General features: G+C 74.5%; 18 protein-coding genes and 1 pseudogene. 14 read left to right on the top strand and 5 right to left on the bottom strand.

Going from position 1 to position 20,614, the window contains the following annotated elements; translation table 11 throughout:
• Nucleotides 1–758 precede the first annotated feature (758 nt).
• From ACGF5G_RS22340 to ACGF5G_RS22330, 3 genes are all read left to right on the top strand, one after another.
• Complete coding sequence (locus ACGF5G_RS22340; protein ID WP_393265586.1) at nt 759–1,271, top strand: adenylate kinase; 513 nt, start codon at nt 759–761, stop codon at nt 1,269–1,271.
• Nucleotides 1,272–1,635: 364 nt separating this feature from the next.
• Nucleotides 1,636–2,502 (top strand): DMT family transporter, encoded by an 867-nt coding sequence (locus ACGF5G_RS22335; protein WP_393265618.1) that lies wholly within the window; start codon nt 1,636–1,638, stop codon nt 2,500–2,502.
• Between the two features lie 47 nt (nt 2,503–2,549).
• On the top strand, nt 2,550–3,875 hold the full coding sequence (locus tag ACGF5G_RS22330) for an MATE family efflux transporter (RefSeq protein ID WP_393265583.1): 1,326 nt from the start codon (nt 2,550–2,552) through the stop codon (nt 3,873–3,875).
• Nucleotides 3,876–3,926: 51 nt separating this feature from the next.
• On the opposite strand, the gene ACGF5G_RS22325 is transcribed toward ACGF5G_RS22330, so the two are convergent.
• Nucleotides 3,927–4,952, bottom strand: a complete 1,026-nt coding sequence (locus ACGF5G_RS22325; protein WP_393265581.1) for a hypothetical protein — start codon at nt 4,950–4,952, stop codon at nt 3,927–3,929.
• Between the two features lie 185 nt (nt 4,953–5,137).
• On the opposite strand from ACGF5G_RS22325, the gene truB reads away from it, so the two are divergent.
• From truB to ACGF5G_RS22290, 7 genes are all read left to right on the top strand, one after another.
• Nucleotides 5,138–6,022: a tRNA pseudouridine(55) synthase TruB gene (gene truB, locus ACGF5G_RS22320; RefSeq protein WP_393265579.1), complete on the top strand. Its 885-nt coding sequence runs from the start codon at nt 5,138–5,140 to the stop codon at nt 6,020–6,022.
• 114 nt (nt 6,023–6,136) lie between these two features.
• Nucleotides 6,137–7,066 carry a bifunctional riboflavin kinase/FAD synthetase gene (locus tag ACGF5G_RS22315; protein ID WP_393265576.1) on the top strand — a complete coding sequence of 310 codons (930 nt, stop codon included), beginning with the start codon at nt 6,137–6,139 and terminating at the stop codon, nt 7,064–7,066.
• 181 nt (nt 7,067–7,247) lie between these two features.
• Nucleotides 7,248–7,517: a 30S ribosomal protein S15 gene (gene rpsO, locus ACGF5G_RS22310; RefSeq protein WP_043962418.1), complete on the top strand. Its 270-nt coding sequence runs from the start codon at nt 7,248–7,250 to the stop codon at nt 7,515–7,517.
• Nucleotides 7,518–7,745: 228 nt separating this feature from the next.
• The gene (locus tag ACGF5G_RS22305; protein WP_393265573.1) at nt 7,746–10,130 is read left to right on the top strand and encodes a polyribonucleotide nucleotidyltransferase; all 2,385 of its coding nucleotides are present in this window, start codon (nt 7,746–7,748) and stop codon (nt 10,128–10,130) included.
• Nucleotides 10,131–10,182: 52 nt separating this feature from the next.
• Nucleotides 10,183–11,607, top strand: coding sequence for a M16 family metallopeptidase (locus ACGF5G_RS22300; protein ID WP_393265570.1), 1,425 nt, complete (start codon nt 10,183–10,185; stop codon nt 11,605–11,607).
• An 89-nt stretch (nt 11,608–11,696) separates the two neighbouring features.
• Complete coding sequence (gene dapB, locus ACGF5G_RS22295; protein WP_393265567.1) at nt 11,697–12,470, top strand: 4-hydroxy-tetrahydrodipicolinate reductase; 774 nt, start codon at nt 11,697–11,699, stop codon at nt 12,468–12,470.
• 108 nt (nt 12,471–12,578) lie between these two features.
• Entirely contained in the window at nt 12,579–13,061 is a 483-nt protein-coding gene (locus tag ACGF5G_RS22290) for a GNAT family N-acetyltransferase (RefSeq protein WP_393265564.1), read from the top strand.
• Between the two features lie 26 nt (nt 13,062–13,087).
• Here the strand turns inward: ACGF5G_RS22290 and ACGF5G_RS22285 are convergent, their stop codons facing one another.
• The 3 genes and pseudogenes from ACGF5G_RS22285 to ACGF5G_RS22275 form a co-directional block, all read right to left on the bottom strand.
• Nucleotides 13,088–13,468, bottom strand: a complete 381-nt coding sequence (locus ACGF5G_RS22285; RefSeq protein WP_393265562.1) for a VOC family protein — start codon at nt 13,466–13,468, stop codon at nt 13,088–13,090.
• A gap of 93 nt (nt 13,469–13,561) precedes the next feature.
• Nucleotides 13,562–14,593, bottom strand: a complete 1,032-nt coding sequence (locus ACGF5G_RS22280) for a sigma-70 family RNA polymerase sigma factor (protein ID WP_393265561.1) — start codon at nt 14,591–14,593, stop codon at nt 13,562–13,564.
• A 145-nt stretch (nt 14,594–14,738) separates the two neighbouring features.
• Nucleotides 14,739–15,314: pseudogene (locus ACGF5G_RS22275) on the bottom strand (GNAT family N-acetyltransferase); the annotation flags it as partial.
• Between the two features lie 35 nt (nt 15,315–15,349).
• On the opposite strand from ACGF5G_RS22275, the gene ACGF5G_RS22270 reads away from it, so the two are divergent.
• Nucleotides 15,350–16,657 (top strand): glycosyltransferase 87 family protein, encoded by a 1,308-nt coding sequence (locus ACGF5G_RS22270; protein WP_393265559.1) that lies wholly within the window; start codon nt 15,350–15,352, stop codon nt 16,655–16,657.
• Here the strand turns inward: ACGF5G_RS22270 and ACGF5G_RS22265 are convergent.
• Nucleotides 16,556–17,107 (bottom strand): GNAT family N-acetyltransferase, encoded by a 552-nt coding sequence (locus ACGF5G_RS22265; protein ID WP_393265556.1) that lies wholly within the window; start codon nt 17,105–17,107, stop codon nt 16,556–16,558. The genes ACGF5G_RS22270 and ACGF5G_RS22265 overlap by 102 nt on opposite strands.
• A gap of 78 nt (nt 17,108–17,185) precedes the next feature.
• Here ACGF5G_RS22265 and ACGF5G_RS22260 point away from each other — a divergent pair, with 78 nt between their 5' ends.
• From ACGF5G_RS22260 to thyX, 3 genes are all read left to right on the top strand, one after another.
• Nucleotides 17,186–18,415: a winged helix-turn-helix domain-containing protein gene (locus ACGF5G_RS22260; RefSeq protein ID WP_393265553.1), complete on the top strand. Its 1,230-nt coding sequence runs from the start codon at nt 17,186–17,188 to the stop codon at nt 18,413–18,415.
• The gene (locus ACGF5G_RS22255) at nt 18,412–19,050 is read left to right on the top strand and encodes a DUF2752 domain-containing protein (protein ID WP_393265550.1); all 639 of its coding nucleotides are present in this window, start codon (nt 18,412–18,414) and stop codon (nt 19,048–19,050) included. The genes ACGF5G_RS22260 and ACGF5G_RS22255 overlap by 4 nt, the downstream gene beginning before the upstream one ends.
• 788 nt (nt 19,051–19,838) lie before the next feature.
• Nucleotides 19,839–20,582, top strand: a complete 744-nt coding sequence (gene thyX / locus ACGF5G_RS22250; protein WP_393265615.1) for an FAD-dependent thymidylate synthase — start codon at nt 19,839–19,841, stop codon at nt 20,580–20,582.
• Nucleotides 20,583–20,614 lie beyond the last annotated feature (32 nt).

Here is a 20,614-nt window from a genome sequence, read left to right as displayed (position 1 = left end):
TCCTGTTCGCCATGCTCCGCGACAAGATCCCCTACCAGCCCCGCCCCACACCGCCGATCACAGCTTGACGAAACCCATAGGGACACCCCCCCCGCCGGTCCGCGACCCGGGACGACCCGACGGACCAATGTGAGTCCAGATCGCGGGAACCGTGGGCAGCATGTGGACCTGAACGATAACTTGGGAATCGGCCGGCGTCGTGTGGCGGCGCCGGTCGTGGGCGGTGGTGCCACACCCGGCAACGCCTCCCTCCAGGGTCGGACCGACCCGGGCTCACCCGCTGCCCACCAGCCGCTCCGGTGACCCCGGACCGCTGCCGGGCGTTCAGCACGCCGCCCGTGAGGGCCGCCGTCGCGTCGGCGGCTGCCCGCGCCCTGGAAGGGGACCACCACCATGCCGAGCAAGCCCAAGCCCGAGACCACCGACGAGGCCCGCGAGCAGATGCGCCGCGCGCTGCAGACCTCGATGGACACCCGTCAGTGACCCAGGCCGACCGGCGGTGACCCGGCCGGCGTCCGCCGCCGACGGCGGCACCGCCCAGCCGGCGTCGACCGCCGGTCGCGGGCGTCCGCCGCTTTCCACGGCCGACGCCCGACCCGTCGGCTGCCGTCGCGCGGGTGGTCGACCCGGACGTCGGACGGCCGACGCTCCGGGCGAGCCGGACACCGCCCCGCCCACCGCGGGCCGCGGCGTTGCTGGCCGCCGGCCCGGAGCCGGGGGCCCTGGCGTCCGGGCCGGTGCGTCGGTACGGTCCCCGCATGCGCCGGATCCTCGTCGTCGGCAGTTCGGGCGCCGGTAAGAGCACCCTCTCCCGCGAGGTCGCGCGCCGGCTCGACCTGCCGCTCATCCACCTCGACCGGCACTTCTGGCAGCCCGGCTGGGTGGCCCCCGACGACGCCCGCTGGCGTGCCGCGGTCGCCGAACTCGCCGCCCGGCCGTCCTGGGTGATGGACGGCAACTACGGCGGCACCCTCGACCTCCGCCTGCCCCGCGCCGACCTGCTGGTCCTCTGCGACCCGGGTCGGCTGCTCTGCCTCGGCCGGGTGCTGCGCCGCCGGTGGGCGTACCGCGCCACCGGCCGCCCCGACCTCCCGCCCGGCTGCCCGGAGAAGATCGACGCCGTGTTCCTCCGGTACGTGTGGCGCTACCCGCGCCGGTCCCGGCCCCGGCTGCTCGCCGCGGTCGCCACGCACGCGCCGGCGCTGCCGGTGGTCCGGCTGCGCAGCCGCGCCGAGGTGCGCCGCTGGCTCGCCGAGCTGCCTCCGGCGTGAGCAGAAAACCCGGGCCGGCGGGGACGCGCTGCGATAGGGTCCGCGCATGAGGTCGTTCCGCGGCGTCCTGCCCCCACCGCGCTCCTGACCGGAGCGTCACGCCACCGGTGGTCCCCCGAGCCCGGGTGACCACCGGCCCTCGCGGTGCGACCTGCCCGGACGACGGGCCTCCCGCCGATCCCGGCCGAGCCACCGCCGCCCGCGGCCCGTCCGTCCTGTGTGCGCTCCGACAGACGTCACCTCTGTCAGCGGCTCGATTCTTCCGTGGAGCGCACCCGTGTCCCGATCGTCCCTTTCCTGGTCGTCCGCATCTCCGTCCACCCCAGAACCCCGCCGTTCGTCCCCTGCCGGCCTTCGCGTCGGCCTGCTGTACGTCACCGTCGCCGCCGTGCTGTGGGGCACCACCGGTGTCGCCGTGCAACTCGTCCGCGAATCCACCGCGCTGACGCCGGCAGGCATCGGTTTCTACCGCCTCGCCATCGGCGCGGTGGCGCTGCTCGCCCTCGTGGCGCACCGGCTGGGACCGGTGCTGGCGGCGCTGCGGTCGGAACCGGTGGTCCTCGTCCTGATCGGGGTTGGTCTCGGGGCCTATCAGGCCCTCTACTTCGTCGCCGTCGCGGCGGGCGGCGTCGGGGTGGCCACGCTGGTCAGCCTGGGGCTCGCCCCGGTCCTCATCTTCGCGTGGGAGACCCTGCGCGTGCGGCGGCTGCCCGGGCGGACCCTGCTGGGCGCCCTGGTGGCCGGCGTCGCCGGCCTCGTGCTCGTCACGGTGTCTGCCGGGCAGCCGGGCGCCGCCGCGCCGCGCCCGCTGTTCGGCCTGCTCGCGGCCTTCGGCTCGGGTGTCGGCTATGCCGCCAGCATCGTGCTGAGCCGGCACGCCGCGCGTCGGGTCGCGCCGATGACGCTCACCACCGTCTCCGTCGTGGTGGGCGCGGTGGCTCTGGCGCCGGTCGCGCTGGCCGGCGGGATCGCCGTTCCGGCCCGGCTCGCGCCCGTCGGCCTGCTGGTCCATCTCGGGGTGGTCACCACGGCCGTGGCGTACGCCCTGTTCTACGCCGGGCTGCGCACCACCACGGGCAGCGCCGCCGCGCTGTCGACCCTGGCGGAGCCGCTCACCGCCGTGCTGCTCGCCGGGTGGCTCGTCGGCGAGACGCTGCCCGTGGGGGTGGCCGTCGGGGGAGTGCTCCTGCTCGGTGCCGTGACCGTCGTCCACCTGTTACCCGGTAAGTGATCTGATAGCTTGCGATCCTTACCGTGCCCGTGCCAGGATCGGCGGCGATGAGTCAGCCAACCGTCGCCGCCGCCCCCGCCGCGTCACCCCGCCGGATCGCCGCGCTCGCCCTGCCGGCGCTGGTGGTGCTGGCCGCCGAACCGCTCTACGTGCTCGTGGACACGGCGGTGGTGGGGCACCTCGGCCGGGTGCCGCTCGCCGCGCTTGCCATCGGCGGCACGGTGCTGACCCTCATCGCGTGGCTCGGCACCGTGGTCGCGTACGGCACCACCGGGCGGTCGGCCCGGCGCTTCGGGGCCGGCGACCGGGCCGCCGCCGTCGCCGAGGGCGTGCAGTCCTCCTGGCTGGCGCTCGGGGTGGGCGTGCTGGTCGCGGTCGGCATGCAGGTCGGCGGCGGGGCGTTGGCGCGTACGCTCGCCGGAGGCCCTGGCGAGGTGGCCGACGCCGCCGCGCAGTGGCTGCGGGTCGCGGCGCTCGGTGCCCCGGGCCTGCTGCTCGCCGCCGCCGGCAACGGCTGGCTGCGCGGCGTGCAGGACACCCGCCGGCCGCTGGCGTTCGTGCTCGGGCCGAACCTGCTCTCCGCCGTGCTCTGCCCCCTGCTGGTCTACCCGCTCGGCCTCGGCCTGGTCGGCTCCGCGGTGGCCAACGTGGTCGCCCAGACCATCGGCGGGGCGCTCTTCGCCGGGGCGCTGGTCGCCGAGCGGGTCCCGCTGCGGCCCCGGCCCCGGCTGATCGGGCAGCAACTGGTGCTCAGCCGGGACCTGCTGATCCGGGGCGTCGCGTTCCAGGCGAGCTTCCTCTCCGCCACCGCCGTCGCCGCCCGCTTCGGGGCCGCCGCCGTGGGCGCCCACCAGATCGCCCTGCAACTCTGGTTCTTCACCGCGCTGGTGCTCGACGCGCTCGCCATCGCCGCCCAGTCGCTGGTCGGTGCCGCGCTCGGCGGCAACGACGCCGCCGGGGCCCGGGCCCTCGCCCGCCGGATCGGGCTGCTCGGCGGTGCCTGCGGCGTGGCGTTCGCGGTGCTCATCGCCGCCGGCGCCGGCGTCGTCCCCGGCTGGTTCAGCTCCGATCCGCAGGTACGCGACCAGGCGATGCTGGCCTGGCCGTGGTTCGTGGCGATGCAGCCGCTGGCCGGCGTCGTGTTCGCCCTCGACGGCGTGCTGATCGGCGCCGGGGACGTCCGCTACCTGCGCAACCTGACCATCGTGGCCGCCCTCGGCGGCTTCCTGCCCGCCATCTGGCTGGCGTACGGGCTCGACCTCGGGCTCGGCGGCATCTGGGCCGGGCTCACGCTGTTCGTGGTGATCCGGCTGGTCGCCCTGCTGTTGCGGCTGCGCTCGGGCGGCTGGGCCGTGGTCGGCGCGGTGCGCTGACCGCCGCCGGCGAGGTGGGAGCGCCAGCAGGGGCGCTCGGGTCGTCGCGGCTCAGCAGCTTTCGCCGTCGCCGGGCCGCCAATCCGGATCGTAGACGTTGCCGGTCGGCCGTGCCGAGGGCCGGCTGCGTAGCGGCTCCTCGGGGGCCAGGGCCAGGAAGCCCCGCTTGATTCCGGCGCAGTCGGCGTTGAACAGGGTGCTCGCCGCCTCGTGCACCCACAGCCCCCGTGAGGAGGGCCGCACGTCGTCGGGGTGCGGCAGGTGCCAGAGCACCTCGTCGCGCACCGTGACCAGTTCGGCTCCCGGCGGGTACTCCTGCGCCCGCCAGAGGTCGAAGTGGTAGACCCAGATGAAGCTGGTGGTGATCTCCAACACCCGGAAGCCGTCGGCATCGGTGGTCGCCCGGTAGGTGACGGTGCCCCGGGCGCGGACGGTGTCGGCGTTGTCCAGCCGCGGGTCGGCCTTGTCGTCCACCCGGGTCACGTAGTTCAGCGCCGCGCCGTCGGCCAGGTCGCGCCGGACGTCGTCCCGATTGTCGGGCGCGATCAGCCCGAGGAAGGGCTCCGGGTCGTTGACCACCAGCATCGACCTGTCGACGCGGCCCTCGACGAGCGCCTGCCGGACCTTTGCCAGACCCTCGGCGACCTGCTTCGCCGTGAACGGCGCGGCCGTCTTCGCCGGCGGCAGGACGATGGCGTCCTTCCCGGCGGCGAACGACTCCGCCGGAGTGGCCGCCCACGGGCTCACCGAGTTGCCGTCGGCGTCAGTGGGACGGACCTGGCCGGGCACGGCCCGGCGGTCGGGCAGGATGGGCTCGTTGTCGCGGACCCGTTCGTAGACGCCGAATCCGATGGTGCCCACCACCGCGAGGAACGAGAGCGTCACCAGGGCGGCGACGCCGCCCAGCAGCTTCCCGCTCTGCCTCGCCCAGCCCAGCCGCAACCGCTCCGGGCGGGTCAGCGCGCGCTCCGTCTCCGGCTCGCGCATCCAGGTCGGGACGCGGACCGGCTCCGCGGGCTGGTCGGCGTACGGGTCGAAAGGCGCGGTCGGCTCGTTCGGCCGCTGGTCGGTGCTCATTCGGCTGTCCAGGTGGGAGTGCGGGGAGGGGGCGCATGATCTTCGCACCCGCCGCGCGCCGCCGTGGTCCCGTTCGGTCGCCGCCGGGCAGCGCTGTCCGACCGGTGGACGCCGCGCCGGCCGTCCACCCGACCCGCGTACGGCGGCGACGGGGCGTCCGAGCCGGTCTGGCAGGCTTGGGTGTCGTGAGCGCAGACGGTCTGATCGTGGTCGACAAGCCCGGCGGCATGACGTCGCACGACGTGGTGGCGCGGATCCGCCGGTTGGCGCGGACCCGCCGGGTGGGGCACGGCGGCACCCTCGACCCGATGGCCACCGGCGTGCTGGTGATCGGGGTCGGCCGGGCCACCCGCCTGCTCACCTATGTGATCGGCGCGCACAAGAGCTACACGGCCACCGTCCGGCTCGGCCAGGCCACCGTCACCGACGACGCCGAGGGCGACGTGATCGCCACCACTCCGGCCGGCCGGGTCACCGACGAGGCGATCCACGCCGCCCTCGCCGCGCTGACCGGCGAGATCGACCAGGTGCCGAGCGCGGTCAGCGCGATCAAGGTCGACGGGCAGCGGGCGTACAAGCGGGTGCGCGAGGGGGAGAGCGTCGAGCTGCCCGCCCGCCGGGTCACCGTCTCCCGGCTGGACCTGCTGGCCGTGCGCCGGGACACCCCCGACGTGGTGGACGTCGACATCGACGTGACCTGCTCCTCCGGGACGTACATCCGGGCCATCGCCCGGGACGCGGGCCTGGCGCTCGGGGTGGGCGGGCACCTGACCGCGCTGCGGCGTACCGCCGTCGGCGGCTTCACCCTCGCGGAGGCCGCCACCCTCGACGAGCTGGAGCGGCGGGCGCCCGAGGTGGTCCACCTGCCGCTGGCCGCGGCGGCCGACCGGTTCTTCCCGCGGCGCGACGCCGGCGCCGACGAGGCGAAGGTGCTCTCCCACGGCGGGCCACTCGACCCGGCCGGCATTCCCGGTCCCTATGCGGTCTTCGGCCCCGACGGCGGGCTGATCGCTATCGTCAGCGAGCGGGACGGCCGGGCCCGCGCGGAGATCGTGCTCGCCCCCGCCTGACGGCGGGGCGCAGGTCAGCCGGGAAAGTGTTAGCAAGGGGCCCTTCCTATACACCAGGCGTTAATGAGGGGCCCTTCCTTACACCGCCGGCCGGCGGAGGCAGGGAGGAGCGCAATGCAGCGGTGGCGGGGGTACGACGCGGCGCCCGGTGGCTGGGGGCGGTCGGTCGTCACCATCGGGGTCTTCGACGGCGTGCACAAGGGGCACCAGGCGACCATCGGGCACGCCGTGGCCCGGGCCCGCGAGTTGGGCGTGCAGTCGGTGGTGGTCACCTTCGACCCGCACCCGGCCGAGGTGGTCCGCCCCGGCTCGCACCCGGCGGTGCTCACCGAGCCCGCCCGGAAGGCCGAGCTGATCGAGGCGCTCGGCGTGGACGTGCTGTGCGTGGTGCCGTTCACCCCGGAGTTCTCCCGGCTGCCCGCCGAGGCGTTCGTGCACGACGTCCTGGTCGAGCACCTGCACGCCGCCCTGGTCGTGGTGGGGGAGAACTTCCGCTTCGGGCACCGCGCCGCCGGCGACGTGGCGCTGCTGGAGCGGCTCGGCCGCACCTTCGGCTTCGGCGTCGAGGGGGCCCCGCTGGTCGCCGAGGCGGGCACCGTCTTCTCGTCCACGTACATCCGCTCCTGCGTCGACGCGGGGGACGTGGTGGCCGCCGCCGCCGCGCTCGGCCGCCCGCACCGGCTGGAGGGCGTGGTGGTCCGCGGCGACCAGCGCGGCCGTGAGCTGGGCTTCCCCACCGCCAACCTGCTCTGTCACCGGTACGCGGCGGTGCCCGCCGACGGCGTCTACGCCGCCCGGCTGGTGCGCCGGGGCCACGCCGAACCGCTGGGGGCGGCGGTGTCGGTCGGCACCAATCCGACCTTCTCCGGGCGGGAACGCCGGGTGGAGGCGTACGTGCTGGACTTCGCCGGCGACCTCTACGGCGAGCGGCTGGCGCTGGACTTCGTCGCACACCTGCGCGGGCAGATCCGATACGACGCGATCGAGCCGTTGATCGCCCAGATGGGGCAGGACGTCGAGCGGACCCGCCGGGCCCTCGACTGACCGCCTCGCGGCCCTTGACCGGCCGGCGCCCGGCCGTACTGGTAGTCTGGCGGGGACGTCGGCTGACCGACGTGGGGCCTCGCGTGCCTGCACGACGCCGCGGGTGCGAGGTACCGGTCCGTTTCCGGTCCACCGACCGATCCGACGGACATCATCGAACAACCCACGAAACAGGGAGAACATGGCGCTCGACCAGGAAGCCAAGGCCAAGATCCGCGCGGAGTACGCGACCGCCGAGGGCGACACCGGTTCGCCGGAGGTGCAGGTCGCGGTCCTCACCAAGCGGATCGCCGAGCTCACCGAGCACCTGAAGGTGCACAAGCACGACCACCACAGCCGCCGCGGGCTGCTGCTGCTGGTCGGCCGTCGCCGTCGGCTGCTCAACTACGTCCAGAAGAAGGACATCAACCGCTACCGGTCGCTCATCGAGCGGCTCGGTCTGCGCCGGTGACGTGACGGGGGAGTGGCCTGACTCGGGCCGCTCCCCCGCTCCGGTACCACCCGAAAACCAGGGTCGCGCGACCACCCGAGAATGGGAGCAGGTCAGCGTACCGGTCTCCGGTAGTGGCCCCCGGGCACCCCGGCACCTCGCCGGCCACCCGGGCGCTTCGATCGAAGACCGGCCGTCTGAGCATCTCCCGCGTCGTGGGCCCCCGATGCGAAGGAGCACAACAGCACCATGACCGAGACCAACCTCGGCACCGAATCCCGCACCGCCGTGATCGACAACGGGTCCTTCGGCACCCGTGAGATCACCTTCTCCACCGGCCGGCTGGCCCGCCAGGCCGCCGGCTCCGTCATCGCCCAGCTCGGCGAGACGGTCGTCCTCTCCGCCACCACCGCCGGCAAGCAGCCGAAGGAGCAGTTCGACTTCTTCCCGCTGACCGTCGACGTCGAGGAGCGGATGTACGCCGCGGGCCGCATCCCCGGCTCGTTCTTCCGCCGTGAGGGCCGCCCCAGCGAGGACGCGATCCTCACCTGCCGGCTGATCGACCGGCCGCTGCGCCCGTCGTTCGTCAAGGGCCTGCGCAACGAGGTCCAGGTCGTCGAGACCGTCCTCGCGCTCGACCCGCAGCACCCCTACGACGTCGTGGCGATCAACGCCGCGTCGATGTCGACCAAGCTCTCCGGCCTGCCGTTCTCCGGCCCGATCGGGGCGACCCGGATGGCGCACGTCGACGGCCAGTGGGTCGCCTTCCCGACCCACGAGGAGCTGGCCCGGGCCACCTTCGACATGGTGGTGGCCGGCCGCGCCCTGGCCGACGGCGACGTCGCGATCATGATGGTCGAGGCCGAGGCCACCGAGCACACCGTGGCGCTGGTCGCCGGCGGCGCCCCCGCCCCGACCGAGGAGGTCGTGGCGAGCGGCCTGGAGGCCGCCAAGCCGGCCATCCGCGAGCTGTGCCGCGCGCAGAGCGAGCTGGCCGACGTGGCCGCCAAGCCGGTCGCCGAGTTCCCGGTCTTCCTGGACTACCAGGACGACGCGTACGACGCGGTGGCCGACGTGGCCCGCGCCGACGTCGCCGAGGCCCTGCAGATCGCCGGCAAGGCGGTCCGTGAGGAGGCCCTGGACGCGATCAAGGGCCGCGTGCTGGCCGAGCTCGGTCCGCGCTTCGAGGGCCGGGAGAAGGAGCTCAGCGCCGCCCTCCGGTCGCTGACCAAGTCCGAGGTCCGCAACCGGGTGCTGCGCGAGCAGGTCCGCATCGACGGCCGCAGCCCGCGCGACATCCGCCCGCTGACCGCCGAGGTCGGCGTGCTGCCGCGGGTGCACGGCTCGGCGCTGTTCGAGCGCGGCGAGACGCAGATCCTGGGCGTCACCACGCTGAACATGCTGCGCATGGAGCAGTCGCTGGACACCCTCTCCCCGGAGAAGTCCAAGCGCTACATGCACAACTACAACTTCCCGCCGTACTCGACCGGTGAGACCGGCCGGGTCGGCTCGCCGAAGCGGCGCGAGATCGGCCACGGCGCGCTCGCCGAGCGGGCGCTGATCCCGGTGCTGCCGTCGCGCGAGGAGTTCCCGTACGCCATCCGGCAGGTCTCCGAGGCGCTCGGCTCCAACGGCTCCACCTCGATGGGCTCGGTCTGCGCCTCGACGCTGGGCCTGCTGTCCGCCGGTGTGCCGCTGAAGGCGCCGGTCGCCGGCATCGCCATGGGCCTCATCTCCGACGAGGTCGACGGCAAGACCCAGTACGTGACGCTGACCGACATCCTCGGCGCCGAGGACGCGTTCGGCGACATGGACTTCAAGGTCGCCGGCACCCGGGACTTCGTCACCGCGCTCCAGCTCGACACCAAGCTCGACGGCATCCCGTCGGACGTGCTGGCCGCCGCGCTCCAGCAGGCGCACGAGGCCCGGCAGACCATTCTCGACGTGATGCAGCGGGCCATCGAGGCCCCGGCCGAGATGTCGGACTACGCGCCGCGGGTCACCACCGTCAAGATCCCGGTGGACAAGATCGGCATGGTGATCGGCCCGAAGGGGCAGACCATCAACGCCATCCAGGACGAGACCGGTGCCGAGATCTCCATCGAGGACGACGGCACGATCTACGTCGGCGCGACCAACGGCCCGTCGGCCCAGGCCGCGGTCGAGCGGATCAACGCGATCGCCAACCCGACGCTGCCGAAGGTCGGCGACAAGTTCCTCGGCACCGTGGTGAAGACCGCCGCGTTCGGCGCGTTCGTCTCGCTGCTGCCGGGCCGCGACGGCCTGCTGCACATCTCCAAGGTGGGCGACGGCAAGCGGGTCGAGAAGGTCGAGGACTTCCTCAACGTCGGCGACCGGGTCGAGGTCGAGATCGCCGACATCGACGCCCGCGGCAAGATCTACCTGGACAAGGTCCGCCCGGAGGGTGCCGAGGCGCCGGCCGCCGACGAGGCCGCCGGTGGCGAGCGGCCGGCCGGCCGGGACCGGGGTGACCGGGGCCCGCGCGACCGCGGCGACCGCGACCGCGGCGGCGACCGGGGCGGTCGTGGCCCGGGCGGCGGCGAGCGCGGCCAGGGCGGCGGCGAGGGTGGCGAGGGCGGCGAGCGTCCGCGCCGCCGGACCCGGCACAGCTGACGCACCAGCGCACCGCACCACCCACCCCTCGTCGATCTGGGAGCAACAACACGTGAGTCGGGCCGTTCGTGCGCCGTTTCCGCCGGATCGACGGGGGGTGGCGTCGTTCCCGGGCCCCTCGGACGCCGCGTTCCGCGGCACCGGAGGGGCCCGCTCCGGCGGCGCCTCCCGGGCGGTGACCCGCACGATCAGTGACGACCCGCTGGGCGGCACGGTACGCCGTACCGTGCTGCCCAGCGGGCTGCGCGTGCTCACCGAGGCGATCCCGGCGATGCGCAGCGTGTCGTTCGGCATCTGGGTCGCGGTCGGCTCCCGCGACGAGACCGGCCCGCAGGCCGGCGCGGCGCACTTCCTGGAGCACCTGCTGTTCAAGGGCACCAACAAGCGCAGCGCCCTGGACATCTCCTCCGAGATCGAGGCGGTGGGCGGCGAGACCAACGCCTTCACCACGAAGGAATACACCTGCTACTACGCCCGGGTGCTCGACGAGGACCTGCCGCTGGCCATCGACGTCATGTGCGACCTGGTCGCCGACTCGGTGCTGAAGCCGGCCGACGTGGAGACCGAGCGGGGTGTGATCCTCGAAGAGATCGCCATGCACGACGACGAGCCCGGCGACGAGGTGCACGACCTCTTCGCCCGGGCGGTCTACGGCGACCACCCGCTGGGCCGGCTGATCTCCGGCACCGAGGAGACGGTCACCCCGATGACCCGGCGGCAGATCCAGGGCTTCTACCGCCGCCGCTACACCGCCCCGCAGATCGTCATCGCCGCCGCCGGCAACCTGGACCACACCGCGGTGGTGAAGCTCGTCCGCCAGGCGCTGCGCGGCACCCCGCTGGACACCGACCCGGCGGTGCCGGCGCCGCACCGGTCGGCCACCCCGGCGGTACGCACCAGGCCCGCCGCCACCCTGGTGGAGCCGAAGGAGACCGAGCAGGCGCACGTCATCCTCGGTTGCCCCGGCATCGACCGGATGGACGAGCGCCGCTTCGCCCTCGGCGTGCTCAACAACGTCCTCGGCGGCGGCATGTCGAGCCGGCTGTTCCAGGAGATCCGCGAGCAGCGTGGCCTGGCCTACTCGGTCTACTCCTACGCCAGCCAGTACGCCGACAGCGGCCTCTTCGCCGTCTACGCCGGCTGCGCGCCCGGCAAGGTGGACGAGGTGCTGGAGCTGACCCGGGCCGAACTCGCCCGGGTGGCCGCCGACGGCCTGACCGCGGCCGAGGTGGCCCGCGGCAAGGGAATGAGCAAGGGCTCGTTCGTGCTGGGCCTGGAGGACACGGGCTCGCGGATGAGCCGGCTGGCCAAGGGCGAGCTGCTCTACGGCGACCTGATGCCGGTCGACGAGCTGCTCCGTCGGGTCGACGCGGTCACCGTGGCCGACGTGAACACCCTCGCCGCCGAGTTGCTGAGCCGGCCGATGTCGCTGGCCGTGGTCGGCCCGTTCGGCGAGGGCGACTTCTCCGCCCGCTGACCGGCCGCGCCACCCGCCCGCGCCCGTGGCCGGGCCCTGCCTCGGGTCCGGCGGGATGCGGACGTCCCGATTGGGATAGGTTGTGCCCCGTGACTGACGAGCAGGAGAAGAGCGCGGACGAGCCGATCCGGGTCGGCGTGCTGGGCGCCCGGGGCCGGATGGGCGTCGAGGTGTGCAAGGCCGTGGACGCCGCCGGCGACATGGAACTCGTGGCCATGGTCGACCAGGGCGACGGCCTGTTCGCGGCCTCCGACGCCGGGGCCGAGGTGGTCGTCGACTTCACCACGCCCGACGTCGTCATGGACAACCTGCACTGGTGCATCGACCAGGGCATCAACGCGGTCGTCGGCACCACCGGCTTCACCGAGCAGCGGCTGGATCGGGTGCGCGGCTGGCTGGCCCGCAAGCCCGGCGTGGGCGTGGTGATCGCCCCCAACTTCGGCATCGGCGCGGTGCTGATGATGCAGTTCGCCGCCCGCGCGGCCCGGCACTTCGAGTCGGTCGAGATCGTCGAGCAGCACCACCCCCGCAAGCTGGACGCGCCCAGCGGCACCGCCACGCACACCGCGCGGCTGATCGCCGCGGCCCGCGCCGAGGCCGGGCTGGGTCCGGCGCCCGACGCGACCAAGGACGAGGTGGCGGGCGCCCGGGGCGCCGACATCGAGGGAGTACGCGTGCACGCCGTGCGCGCCACCGGCCTCGTCGCCCACCAGGAGGTGATCTTCGGCACCACCGGCGAGACGCTGACCATCCGGCACGACTCGTACGACCGGGCGTCGTTCATGCCGGGCGTGCTGCTGGCCGTCCGCGCGGTCCGCAACCGGCCGGGGCTGACCGTCGGCCTGGACGCCCTGCTCGACTGACGCCGAGGGTCGGACCGTCTTCGTCTCCAGCCACCTGATGGGCGAGATGCAGCTCACCGCCGGGGGAATCCCGTCGCGTGGCTGCCGGGCGGCTCCTAGGCTGCCCGGGTGATCGACGCTGACATCCTCGACCGGGCGGGCCGCCGGGTCACCCTGCGCCCCGTGGACGACGACAACTGGCGGGCGGTGGCCGACGTCGCCCCCCGCGACGACCAGCGCGCCTGGGTGCCGGCCCTGGCCGCCCGCTACCTGCTGCTGACGATGCGCTCCGACGTCTGGAACTCGCTCGCCGTGTACGCGGACGAGACGGTGGCCGGGCACGTCATGTGGGGCGTGGACGACGACGGCTCCCGCTGGATCGGCGGGATGGTCATCGACGCGGCTGAGCAGGGCCGGGGCGTCGGCCGGGCGGCCGTGCGCACCCTCGCCGCGTGGCTCGCCGCCCAGGACGGCGGGCACCCCGTCCGGCTCTCCTACCACCCCGACAACGCCTCGGCCGCCCGGCTCTACACGAGCCTCGGCTTCACGCCCACCGGCGCGATGGAGGACGACGAACTGGTCGCCGAGTTGCGCCCCGCCGCCTCCGCCTGACCGCCCGCCGGTTCGCGGGCGGGGCGTCAGCCCTCCTGGAGCACGGAGAGGATGTTGCCGGCCGGGTCGGTGAACCAGGCGATCGACGGCCCCTGGCCGCGCATGACGCCCTTGTCGTCCTGAGGCATGCCGGGGTAGCGCTCGAACCGGACGCCGCGCCCGGTCAGCTCGTCGACGGCCCGGTCGATGTCGTCGACCGGGAAGTTGAGCACCGTGTAGGTCGCCGGGGTGTGGTCCTCCTTCGGGTAGACCAGGATGTCCCGGTCGCCGGCGACGTGCAGCGTCAGCAGGCCGCCCATGGCGTCGTCCCGCGACACCCGCAGGCCGAGCGTGTCGGAGTAGAACCGCTGCGCCCGGTCGATGTCGTCCACCGCGAAGCTGCTCATCGCCTTCGTGTCCGTGAACATGTCGCTCCTCCTTGTCGTGGCGTACGAGGGGTGGACGGCCCGGGCCTTCGGAACTCATCGCCCGGCGGGTCGGGGCGGGCGCGGCGGCCCGGCTCAGGGGCCGAGGCGGTGCGGCAGCCCGAACCGCGCGAACAGCTCCGGCGTGAGGAAGTGGGTGAGCCGGCTGATCCGCCCCGCCGAGAACTCGAGCACGTGGACGCTGAACGGCCGGTGCCCGCCCGCCGGGTCGGGGCGGTAGTGACCGAAGGCGGCGCCGTCGTTGGCGGACACCGGCACCAGCCGCGAGCCGCGGCACTCGGCGCCCGGGCCGAGCATCCACCGCCGGATGTCCCCGGGGCCGCGCAGCCACAGCGCGAACGGCGGCATGCTCTGCACCGCGTCCTCCCGCAGCAGCGCGACGAGCGAGTCGATGTCGTAGCGCTCGAAGCTGGCGACGTAGCGGTCGAGCAGGTCGCGCTGCCGCCCGTCGAGCGGGGCGCGCGGCAGCCCGTCGCGGGCGGCCAGGGTGGCGCGGGCCCGCTGGAGGGCGCTGTTCACCGCCGCGACCGAGGCGCCGACCAGCTCGGCGGTCTCGTCGGCCCGCCAGCGCAGCACGTCGCGCAGGATCAGCACGGCCCGCTGCCGGGGCGGCAGGTGCTGCAGAGCGGCGACGAACGCCAGCCGGACCGACTCGCGGGCCTCGGCCACCGCCGCCGGATCACCGGACGGCAGCACGGCCGCGTCCGGCGCGGGGCCCACCCAGCGCTCGGGCGCCGGCGCGCCCAGCGCGGCGAGGACCGGCTCGTCCGGCCCGCCGAACTCCATCGGCAGGGCCCGCCGGGCCCGCCCCCGCAACTGGTCCAGGCAGACGTTGGTGGCGATCCGGTAGAGCCACGTCCGGGTGGAGGACCGGGCCTGGAATCCGTCACGCCCGCGCCAGGCGCGCAGCAGCGTCTCCTGCACCGCGTCCTCGGCGTCGAAGATCGAACCGAGCATCCGGTAGCAGTAACCGGTCAGCCCGACGCGGTGCGCCTCGAACGTCGCGTCGGCCGGGCCCGACGCCGGCCCGGCGGCACCGTCGGGGTCGCGACCGGTCGCGCCGCCGTGGGCCACGCCCGCTCCGCTGGTCGCCGTCGCTGCGGTCATGGGGTCACCGTAGGCGACGCCCCCGACAGTGTCCGCCGATCCGGGCCCGCGCGGAGGCCTGTCGTCAGTCCACGGGGCACGCCGGCGACGGCACCGACCCGGCCGGCGGGACGTCCGGCAGCGTCGCCTCCGTGGGCGTCGCGTCCGCGGGGTCCGCCTCCGTCGGCACCGCCACGTGCAGGCGCAGTTGCGGGACGAGCATGTCGTCCACGTCCAGGGCACGCGCCGCGCCGTCGGGCTCCCAGCCGGTGCTGGTGAGGAACTTGCGGGTCGCCTCGTCGTCGTCGAACGCCCAGGCCACCGCCCGGGCGAACCCGTCGGCGCGCCACAGGTCGACGGTCGCGGCGAGCAGCCGGCTGCCGTGCCCGCGCCGCCCCCAGCGCGGCTCCACCAGCAGGTCGGTCACCGCCGCCACGCCCGGCCCGAGCGCCTCGGCCGGCTCGCCCGGAGCGAGTGCCTCGGCATCGGCCGGACCGGAGGCGGCGAACCCCACCAGATACGATTGCTCGGCCTGTTCGACGGCGACGAGCACCCGATGCGTGCCGGAGGGCGGCTCCTGCACCGCCGCGCTCCACCGCCGGGCGAGCCACGTCTCGTCCAGGTTGTCGAGCACGTGCCGGGGCAGGATCCGGCGATAGGCGACCTGCCAGGTCGCGAGCTGGATGCGTGCGATCTCGCCGGCGTCTTCCGGACGCGCCGGGCGGACGTACCCGAGAGCCATGGGACGGAAGCCTACGCAGGGCGAGGGAGGCGACGGTGGCGCAGGGTCCCCGACGGACGGTCCGGCAGGTCGTGAGCGTGGTGGGGCTCGCCGTCGCGGTGGCCGCGTTCCTGTCCGTGGCGGCCGTCCGACACGGATTCTTCGACCTGAAGGTCTACTACGGCGCGCTGACCTGGTGGGTGCACGACGGCGGGGAGATCTACGACTTCCTCAAGCCCGGCACGCAGTACGGCTTCACCTATCCGCCCTTCGCCGCCCTGGTCATGCTGCCGATGGCGTACCTGCCGTGGTCGGCGGCGATCGTGGTGAGCGTGGCCGCCAGCGTGGTGGTCACCGCCGTGCTGTTCTGGTGGCTGGTCGACCCGATCTCCCGCCGGGCCGGCTGGACCCGCTGGTACGCCCTCGCCGTGGCGCTCTGCCTGGCCGCCGCGTACGAGCCGATGCGCGAGACGGTCAACTTCGGCCAGGTCAACATGCTGTTGCTCTTCCTGGTCGCGGTCGACCTGCTCCGGCTGCTGCCGGCCGGCAACCGCTGGGCCGGGGTGGGCATCGGCCTGGCCACGGCGATCAAGCTGACCCCGGGCATCTTCATCGTCTACCTGCTGGTCACCCGGCGCTGGCGGGCCGCGCTCACCTCGATGGCCGCCGCGGCCGGCGCGACCCTGTTCGCCGCCGCGCTCTTCCCCGACGCGTCGCGGGAGTTCTGGACCGAGGCGCTGTGGAACACCGGCCGGGTGGGCGAGTTGGCGTTCGTCTCCAACCAGTCGCTGCGCGGGGTGGTCGCCCGGCTGAATCCGGAACACCCGAGCACCCTGGCCTGGCTGGCGCTGGTGCTCGCCACGCTGGCGCTGTGGGCGTGGCGCTCCCGGGCCGCCGTGGCCGCCGGCGACGAGGCGACCGGCCTGGCGCTGACCGGCGCGGTGATGTGCCTGGTCAGCCCGGTCACCTGGGTGCACCACCTGGTCTGGTTGCTGCCCGCGCTGATCCTGCTGGTGGACAACGGCATGGCCGCACCGGCCGGCAGCCGCCGACGCCGCGTCCTGCTGGGCGCCGCGATCGTCGGGTACGGCTTCCTGATCAGCCGGATCGTCTGGGCCTGGGAGAAGGACTTCGCCGGGCTCGACGGCTTCCTCGGCAGCAACACCTACGTCTGGATCAGCCTGGCGCTGCTGGCGTTCCTGCCGGTCCGTCGCCTGGGCGACGCGGGCTGGATCAGCCGCCGCCGGGCGACGCCGGCCAGGTCAGCCGTCGAGGCGTCCGGCGTACCGCAGCTCGACGAGCCCGACCGGCGGTCGCCCGCCGGCCAACGGCACCGGGTAGGTCGACCGCTCACCGTCCGGTGACAGCCCCGCCCGCTCGTAGAACCGGCGGGCCCGGTGGTTGTCGGCCAGCACCCAGAGCCGGTAGTCGGACCAGCCCCGCCCGGCCAGGCCGGCGCGGGCCGAGGCCAGCAGCGCCCCCGCCGTGCCGTCGCCCCAGTGCGCCGGCTCGACGTACATCGCCACCACCTCCCCGTGCGCGAGGTCGAGGTCGCCCCGGTCCTGGTTGATCCGGTACGGGCCGAACGTGGTGAACCCGGCCAGCGTCCCGTCGGCCTCGGCGAGCAGGGTGGTGAACGGGTGCTCCGGATCGGCGGTGCCGAGGTCCCGGCGGCGCTGCGCCCACGCCGCGACGTTGAGCCGCCGCAGCACCTCGTCGGGCATGATCCCCGCGTAGCCGGCCTGCCACCCGTGGATGTGCACCCGGGCGACCGCCTCGGCGTCCTCGGGCTCCTCGTGCCGGATCGTGAGCATGCGTCCGTTCTATGCCCCGGCGGGCGATCGGTCCAGCGTCCGCTCCCGTGTCGTACGGGTGGATTAGGGTGCCCGACGATGGCCGCACCGGAAACACTCTCGCTCGCCCAGGCACGCCGGGTGGCGCTCGCCGCCCAGGGCTTCGCCGACCCCGCGCCCACCGGCGTGCCCACCCGCCGACACCTGCGCCGGGTGCTCGACCGGGTCGGGCTGATCCAGATGGATTCGGTCAACGTCCTGCAACGCGCGCACTACCTGCCGCTCTACAGCCGGCTCGGGCCCTACCCGACGTCGCTGCTCGACACCGCCGCCTACCGACGTCCCCGGGAGCTGTTCGAATACTGGGGCCACGAGGCGTCGCTGGTCCCCGTCGGGTCGCACCCGGCGTTGCGCTGGCGGATGGCCCGCGCCCACTCGCAGGCGTGGGGCGGGATGCGCCGGATCGCCGAGGAGCAGCCCGGGCTGGTCGCCTGGGTCCGCGACGAGGTGGCCGCCCGGGGGCCGCTCACCGCCGCCGAGATCGAGCACGACGCGCCCCGGGAGACCGGCAACTGGGGGTGGAACTGGTCGGCGGTGAAGCGGGCGCTGGAGTTCCTCTTCTGGGCCGGCGAGGTGACCGCCGCCGACCGCACCTCCTCGTTCGCCCGCCGCTACGACCTGCCGGAGCGGGTGCTGCCGGCCACCGTGCTGGACGCGCCGACGCCGACCGACGCCGAGGCGTACCGCACGCTGGTGGCCATCGCCGCGCGGTCGCTCGGGGTGGCCGCGGAGCCGGAGCTGCGCGACTACTTCCGGCTGCCCCTCGCCGGCGCCCGGCAGGCCATCGCGGAGCTGGTCGAGGCGGGCGAGCTGCTGCCGGTCGCCGTGCAGGGCTGGCGGCAGCCCGCCTGGCTGCACGCCGGGGCGCGGCTGCCCCGCTGGGTGCGCGGCAACACCCTGGTCAGTCCGTTCGACCCGCTGGTCTGGGAGCGGGCCCGCACCGAGCGGCTCTTCGACTTCAGCTACCGGATCGAGATCTACGTCCCGGCGCCGCAGCGGGTCCACGGCTACTACGTGCTGCCCTTCCTGCAGGGGGAGCGGTTCACCGCCCGGGTCGACCTGAAGGCCGATCGCAAGGCCGGGGTGCTGCTGGTGCCGGCCGCCTGGGTCGAGCCGGGCGCCGACCCGGGCGAGACCGCGTTGGCACTCGCCGCCGAGCTGCACCGCCTCGCCGGCTGGCTCGGCCTGGACGCGGTGGCGCCGCCCGCTGCCGGCGACCTGGCCGCCCCGCTGGCCGCCGCGCTGCTGGGCGTGGCCGGTGTACGGTGAGCCACGTGACGAGCGTTGACGGGCCGGCCCCCCAGCCGCATCCGCAGAGCGGCGGGGTCGACGCCCCGCCCCAGGCGTCTCAGTCGGGGCAGCCCCACACGGGGCCGGCGGGCGAGCCGGGTGCCTGGCCCGCCGGTGAGCCGGGTGCGTGGCCCGCGGGCCAGGTGCCGCCCTACCCGGTGCCCGAGCCGGACCGGCTGACCCGCTTCGTCGTCCGCCTCTACGACCGCTCGCCGCGCTGGGCCGTGCCGCTGGCCGCGCTCGGCTGCGTCGCCGCCGGCATCGGCTACACGCTGCTCAGCAACCCGACCCACGCCGCGCCGGACGCCGCGCCGACCTGCCTGCTCAAGCTGACCACGGGGCTGGACTGCCCGGGCTGCGGCGGCACCCGCGCGCTCTGGTACGTGCTGCACGCCGATCTGCCGGCCGCCGCCCGGCACCACTTCCTCTTCGTCTTCGCGCTGCCCTTCCTGGCCTACCTCTTCGTCGCCTGGGCGGGGAAGCAGGCGTTCGGCTGGCGCCTGCCCGAGCTGCAACTCAGCTCGAAGGTGATCGGCGGCTTCCTCGCCGCCTGGCTGGCCTTCTCGGTGGTACGTAACCTCCCCTGGGCGCCGTTCACCTCGCTCTACGTCTGACCCTCCTCCGGCGCGGCCCACGCTTTCCGAGGCGGCCCACGCCTCCAGACTTCCCGGCGGGGTCGAATGGGTCGGGTGGGTCGGGCGCGGTGGGTCGGGTGGGTCGGGCGCGGCTCGGGCGCGGCGGTCGTCGGCCCGTCGCACCATCGACTTCCGGCAGCCCACGGTGCCCTGCCGCGACCCTGTCGAGCTGCCCCGTCTGTAGGACCACCACGGGTGGTGGGGGTCTGCTCGCCTCGCCCGGCCGCCCGCCGGGGCATTGACCTCGCAGAGTGGAACGCCATGGGTGTCACGCAGGGCTCGTGACACCCATGGCGTTCCACCGGCGGGCGGCGCGCACCCTCCTTGCGCGCCGGGCTCGCGGCCGCCGCCCGCGCCGCCGACCCGGTGGTGGCGCTTCCGCCTCGCCGACCCGGTGGTGGCGCTTCCGCGCCGCCGGCCCGGTCGTGGCCGCTGTCGTCCGCGCCGACGACCGGTGGCGGTTGCCGGCCTCCCGACCGCTCGCGTGGCTCCCGACCGCTCGGGTGGCTGCCCGACCGCTCGGGTGGCTCCCGACCGCTCGGGTGGCTGCCCGACCGCTCGGGTGGCTGCCCCGTCTGTGAGGGCAGCTCGCCAGCGTCGTCGCGCATCCACCCAGCGGCAGCCCGAGCGCGTCGAGATCTTGGCCACGTGTCGGTCAGGCGGACCGGCACCTGTCCGACCGTTTCGCAGCTCAACGACCCGTTCGGCTCGTGAGCCCAACTTTCCCCCACGACCGTGGGGCCACTACAGTGCCAGGAATGCCGGACATGGTGCAGCCACAGGTCAAGCTCATCGCGTGGACCCACTTCGAGGCCCCGGACGACGTGCCGTGGTCGACCGACGCCGAGGGCGGCCAGGCGCTCGCCGAGTTCGCCGGCCGGGCCTGCTACCAGAGCTGGAAGAAGCCCAACCCGGCCACGGCCACCAACGCCGGCTACCTCGCGCACATCCTCGAGGTCGGGCACCTGAGCGTGCTGGAGCACGGCTCGGTCAGCTTCTACTTCAGCGGCGTGTCCCGCTCGTTCACCCACGAGCTGATCCGGCACCGCCACTTCTCCTACTCCCAGCTCTCCCAGCGGTACGTGCCGGAGCGGGACGCCGCCATGGTCGAGCCCTCGGTGATCGCCGAGGACCCGGAGCTGCACAAGAAGTTCGTGGAGGCCGCCGAGGCGAGCGTGCGCGCGTACAACGAGCTGCTGGAGGGGCTGGAGCGGCGCTTCGCGGACGTGGAGAACGCCACGCTGCGGCGCAAGCAGGCCCGCCAGGCGGCCCGCGCCGTCCTGCCCAACGCCACCGAGACGCGGATCGTGGTCACCGGCAACTACCGGGCCTGGCGGCACTTCATCGCCATGCGCGCCACCGAGCACGCCGACGTCGAGATCCGCGAGCTGGCGGTGGAGTGCCTGCGGCAACTCCAGCGGGTCGCCCCGAACGTCTTCGCCGACTTCGTCGTCTCGGCCCTGCCCGACGGCACCGAGGTGGCCGCCAGCCCGCACGCCGAGCTGTCCTGAGCCCTTCCCCGGCGGGGTGCCGGTGGTCGTCC

The sequence above is a fragment of the Micromonospora sp. NPDC047730 genome, assembly GCF_043204765.1.
In the GTDB taxonomy this organism is placed as follows: Bacteria; Actinomycetota; Actinomycetes; order Mycobacteriales; family Micromonosporaceae; genus Micromonospora.
This window is presented reverse-complemented; position numbering and strand designations above follow the sequence as displayed.

Bases quoted from the DNA above. Each gene is read 5' to 3' on its own strand.
- ACGF5G_RS22340 (WP_393265586.1), top strand. From the start codon at position 759: ATGCGCCGGATCCTCGTCGTCGGCAGTTCGGGCGCCGGTAAGAGCACC.
- ACGF5G_RS22330 (WP_393265583.1), top strand. From the start codon at position 2,550: ATGAGTCAGCCAACCGTCGCCGCCGCCCCCGCCGCGTCACCCCGCCGG.
- ACGF5G_RS22325 (WP_393265581.1), bottom strand. From the start codon at position 4,952: ATGAGCACCGACCAGCGGCCGAACGAGCCGACCGCGCCTTTCGACCCG.
- ACGF5G_RS22315 (WP_393265576.1), top strand. From the start codon at position 6,137: ATGCAGCGGTGGCGGGGGTACGACGCGGCGCCCGGTGGCTGGGGGCGG.
- rpsO (WP_043962418.1), top strand. From the start codon at position 7,248: ATGGCGCTCGACCAGGAAGCCAAGGCCAAGATCCGCGCGGAGTACGCG.
- ACGF5G_RS22305 (WP_393265573.1), top strand. From the start codon at position 7,746: ATGACCGAGACCAACCTCGGCACCGAATCCCGCACCGCCGTGATCGAC.
- ACGF5G_RS22285 (WP_393265562.1), bottom strand. From the start codon at position 13,468: ATGTTCACGGACACGAAGGCGATGAGCAGCTTCGCGGTGGACGACATC.
- ACGF5G_RS22280 (WP_393265561.1), bottom strand. From the start codon at position 14,593: ATGACCGCAGCGACGGCGACCAGCGGAGCGGGCGTGGCCCACGGCGGC.
- ACGF5G_RS22265 (WP_393265556.1), bottom strand. From the start codon at position 17,107: ATGCTCACGATCCGGCACGAGGAGCCCGAGGACGCCGAGGCGGTCGCC.
- ACGF5G_RS22260 (WP_393265553.1), top strand. From the start codon at position 17,186: ATGGCCGCACCGGAAACACTCTCGCTCGCCCAGGCACGCCGGGTGGCG.
- thyX (WP_393265615.1), top strand. From the start codon at position 19,839: ATGGTGCAGCCACAGGTCAAGCTCATCGCGTGGACCCACTTCGAGGCC.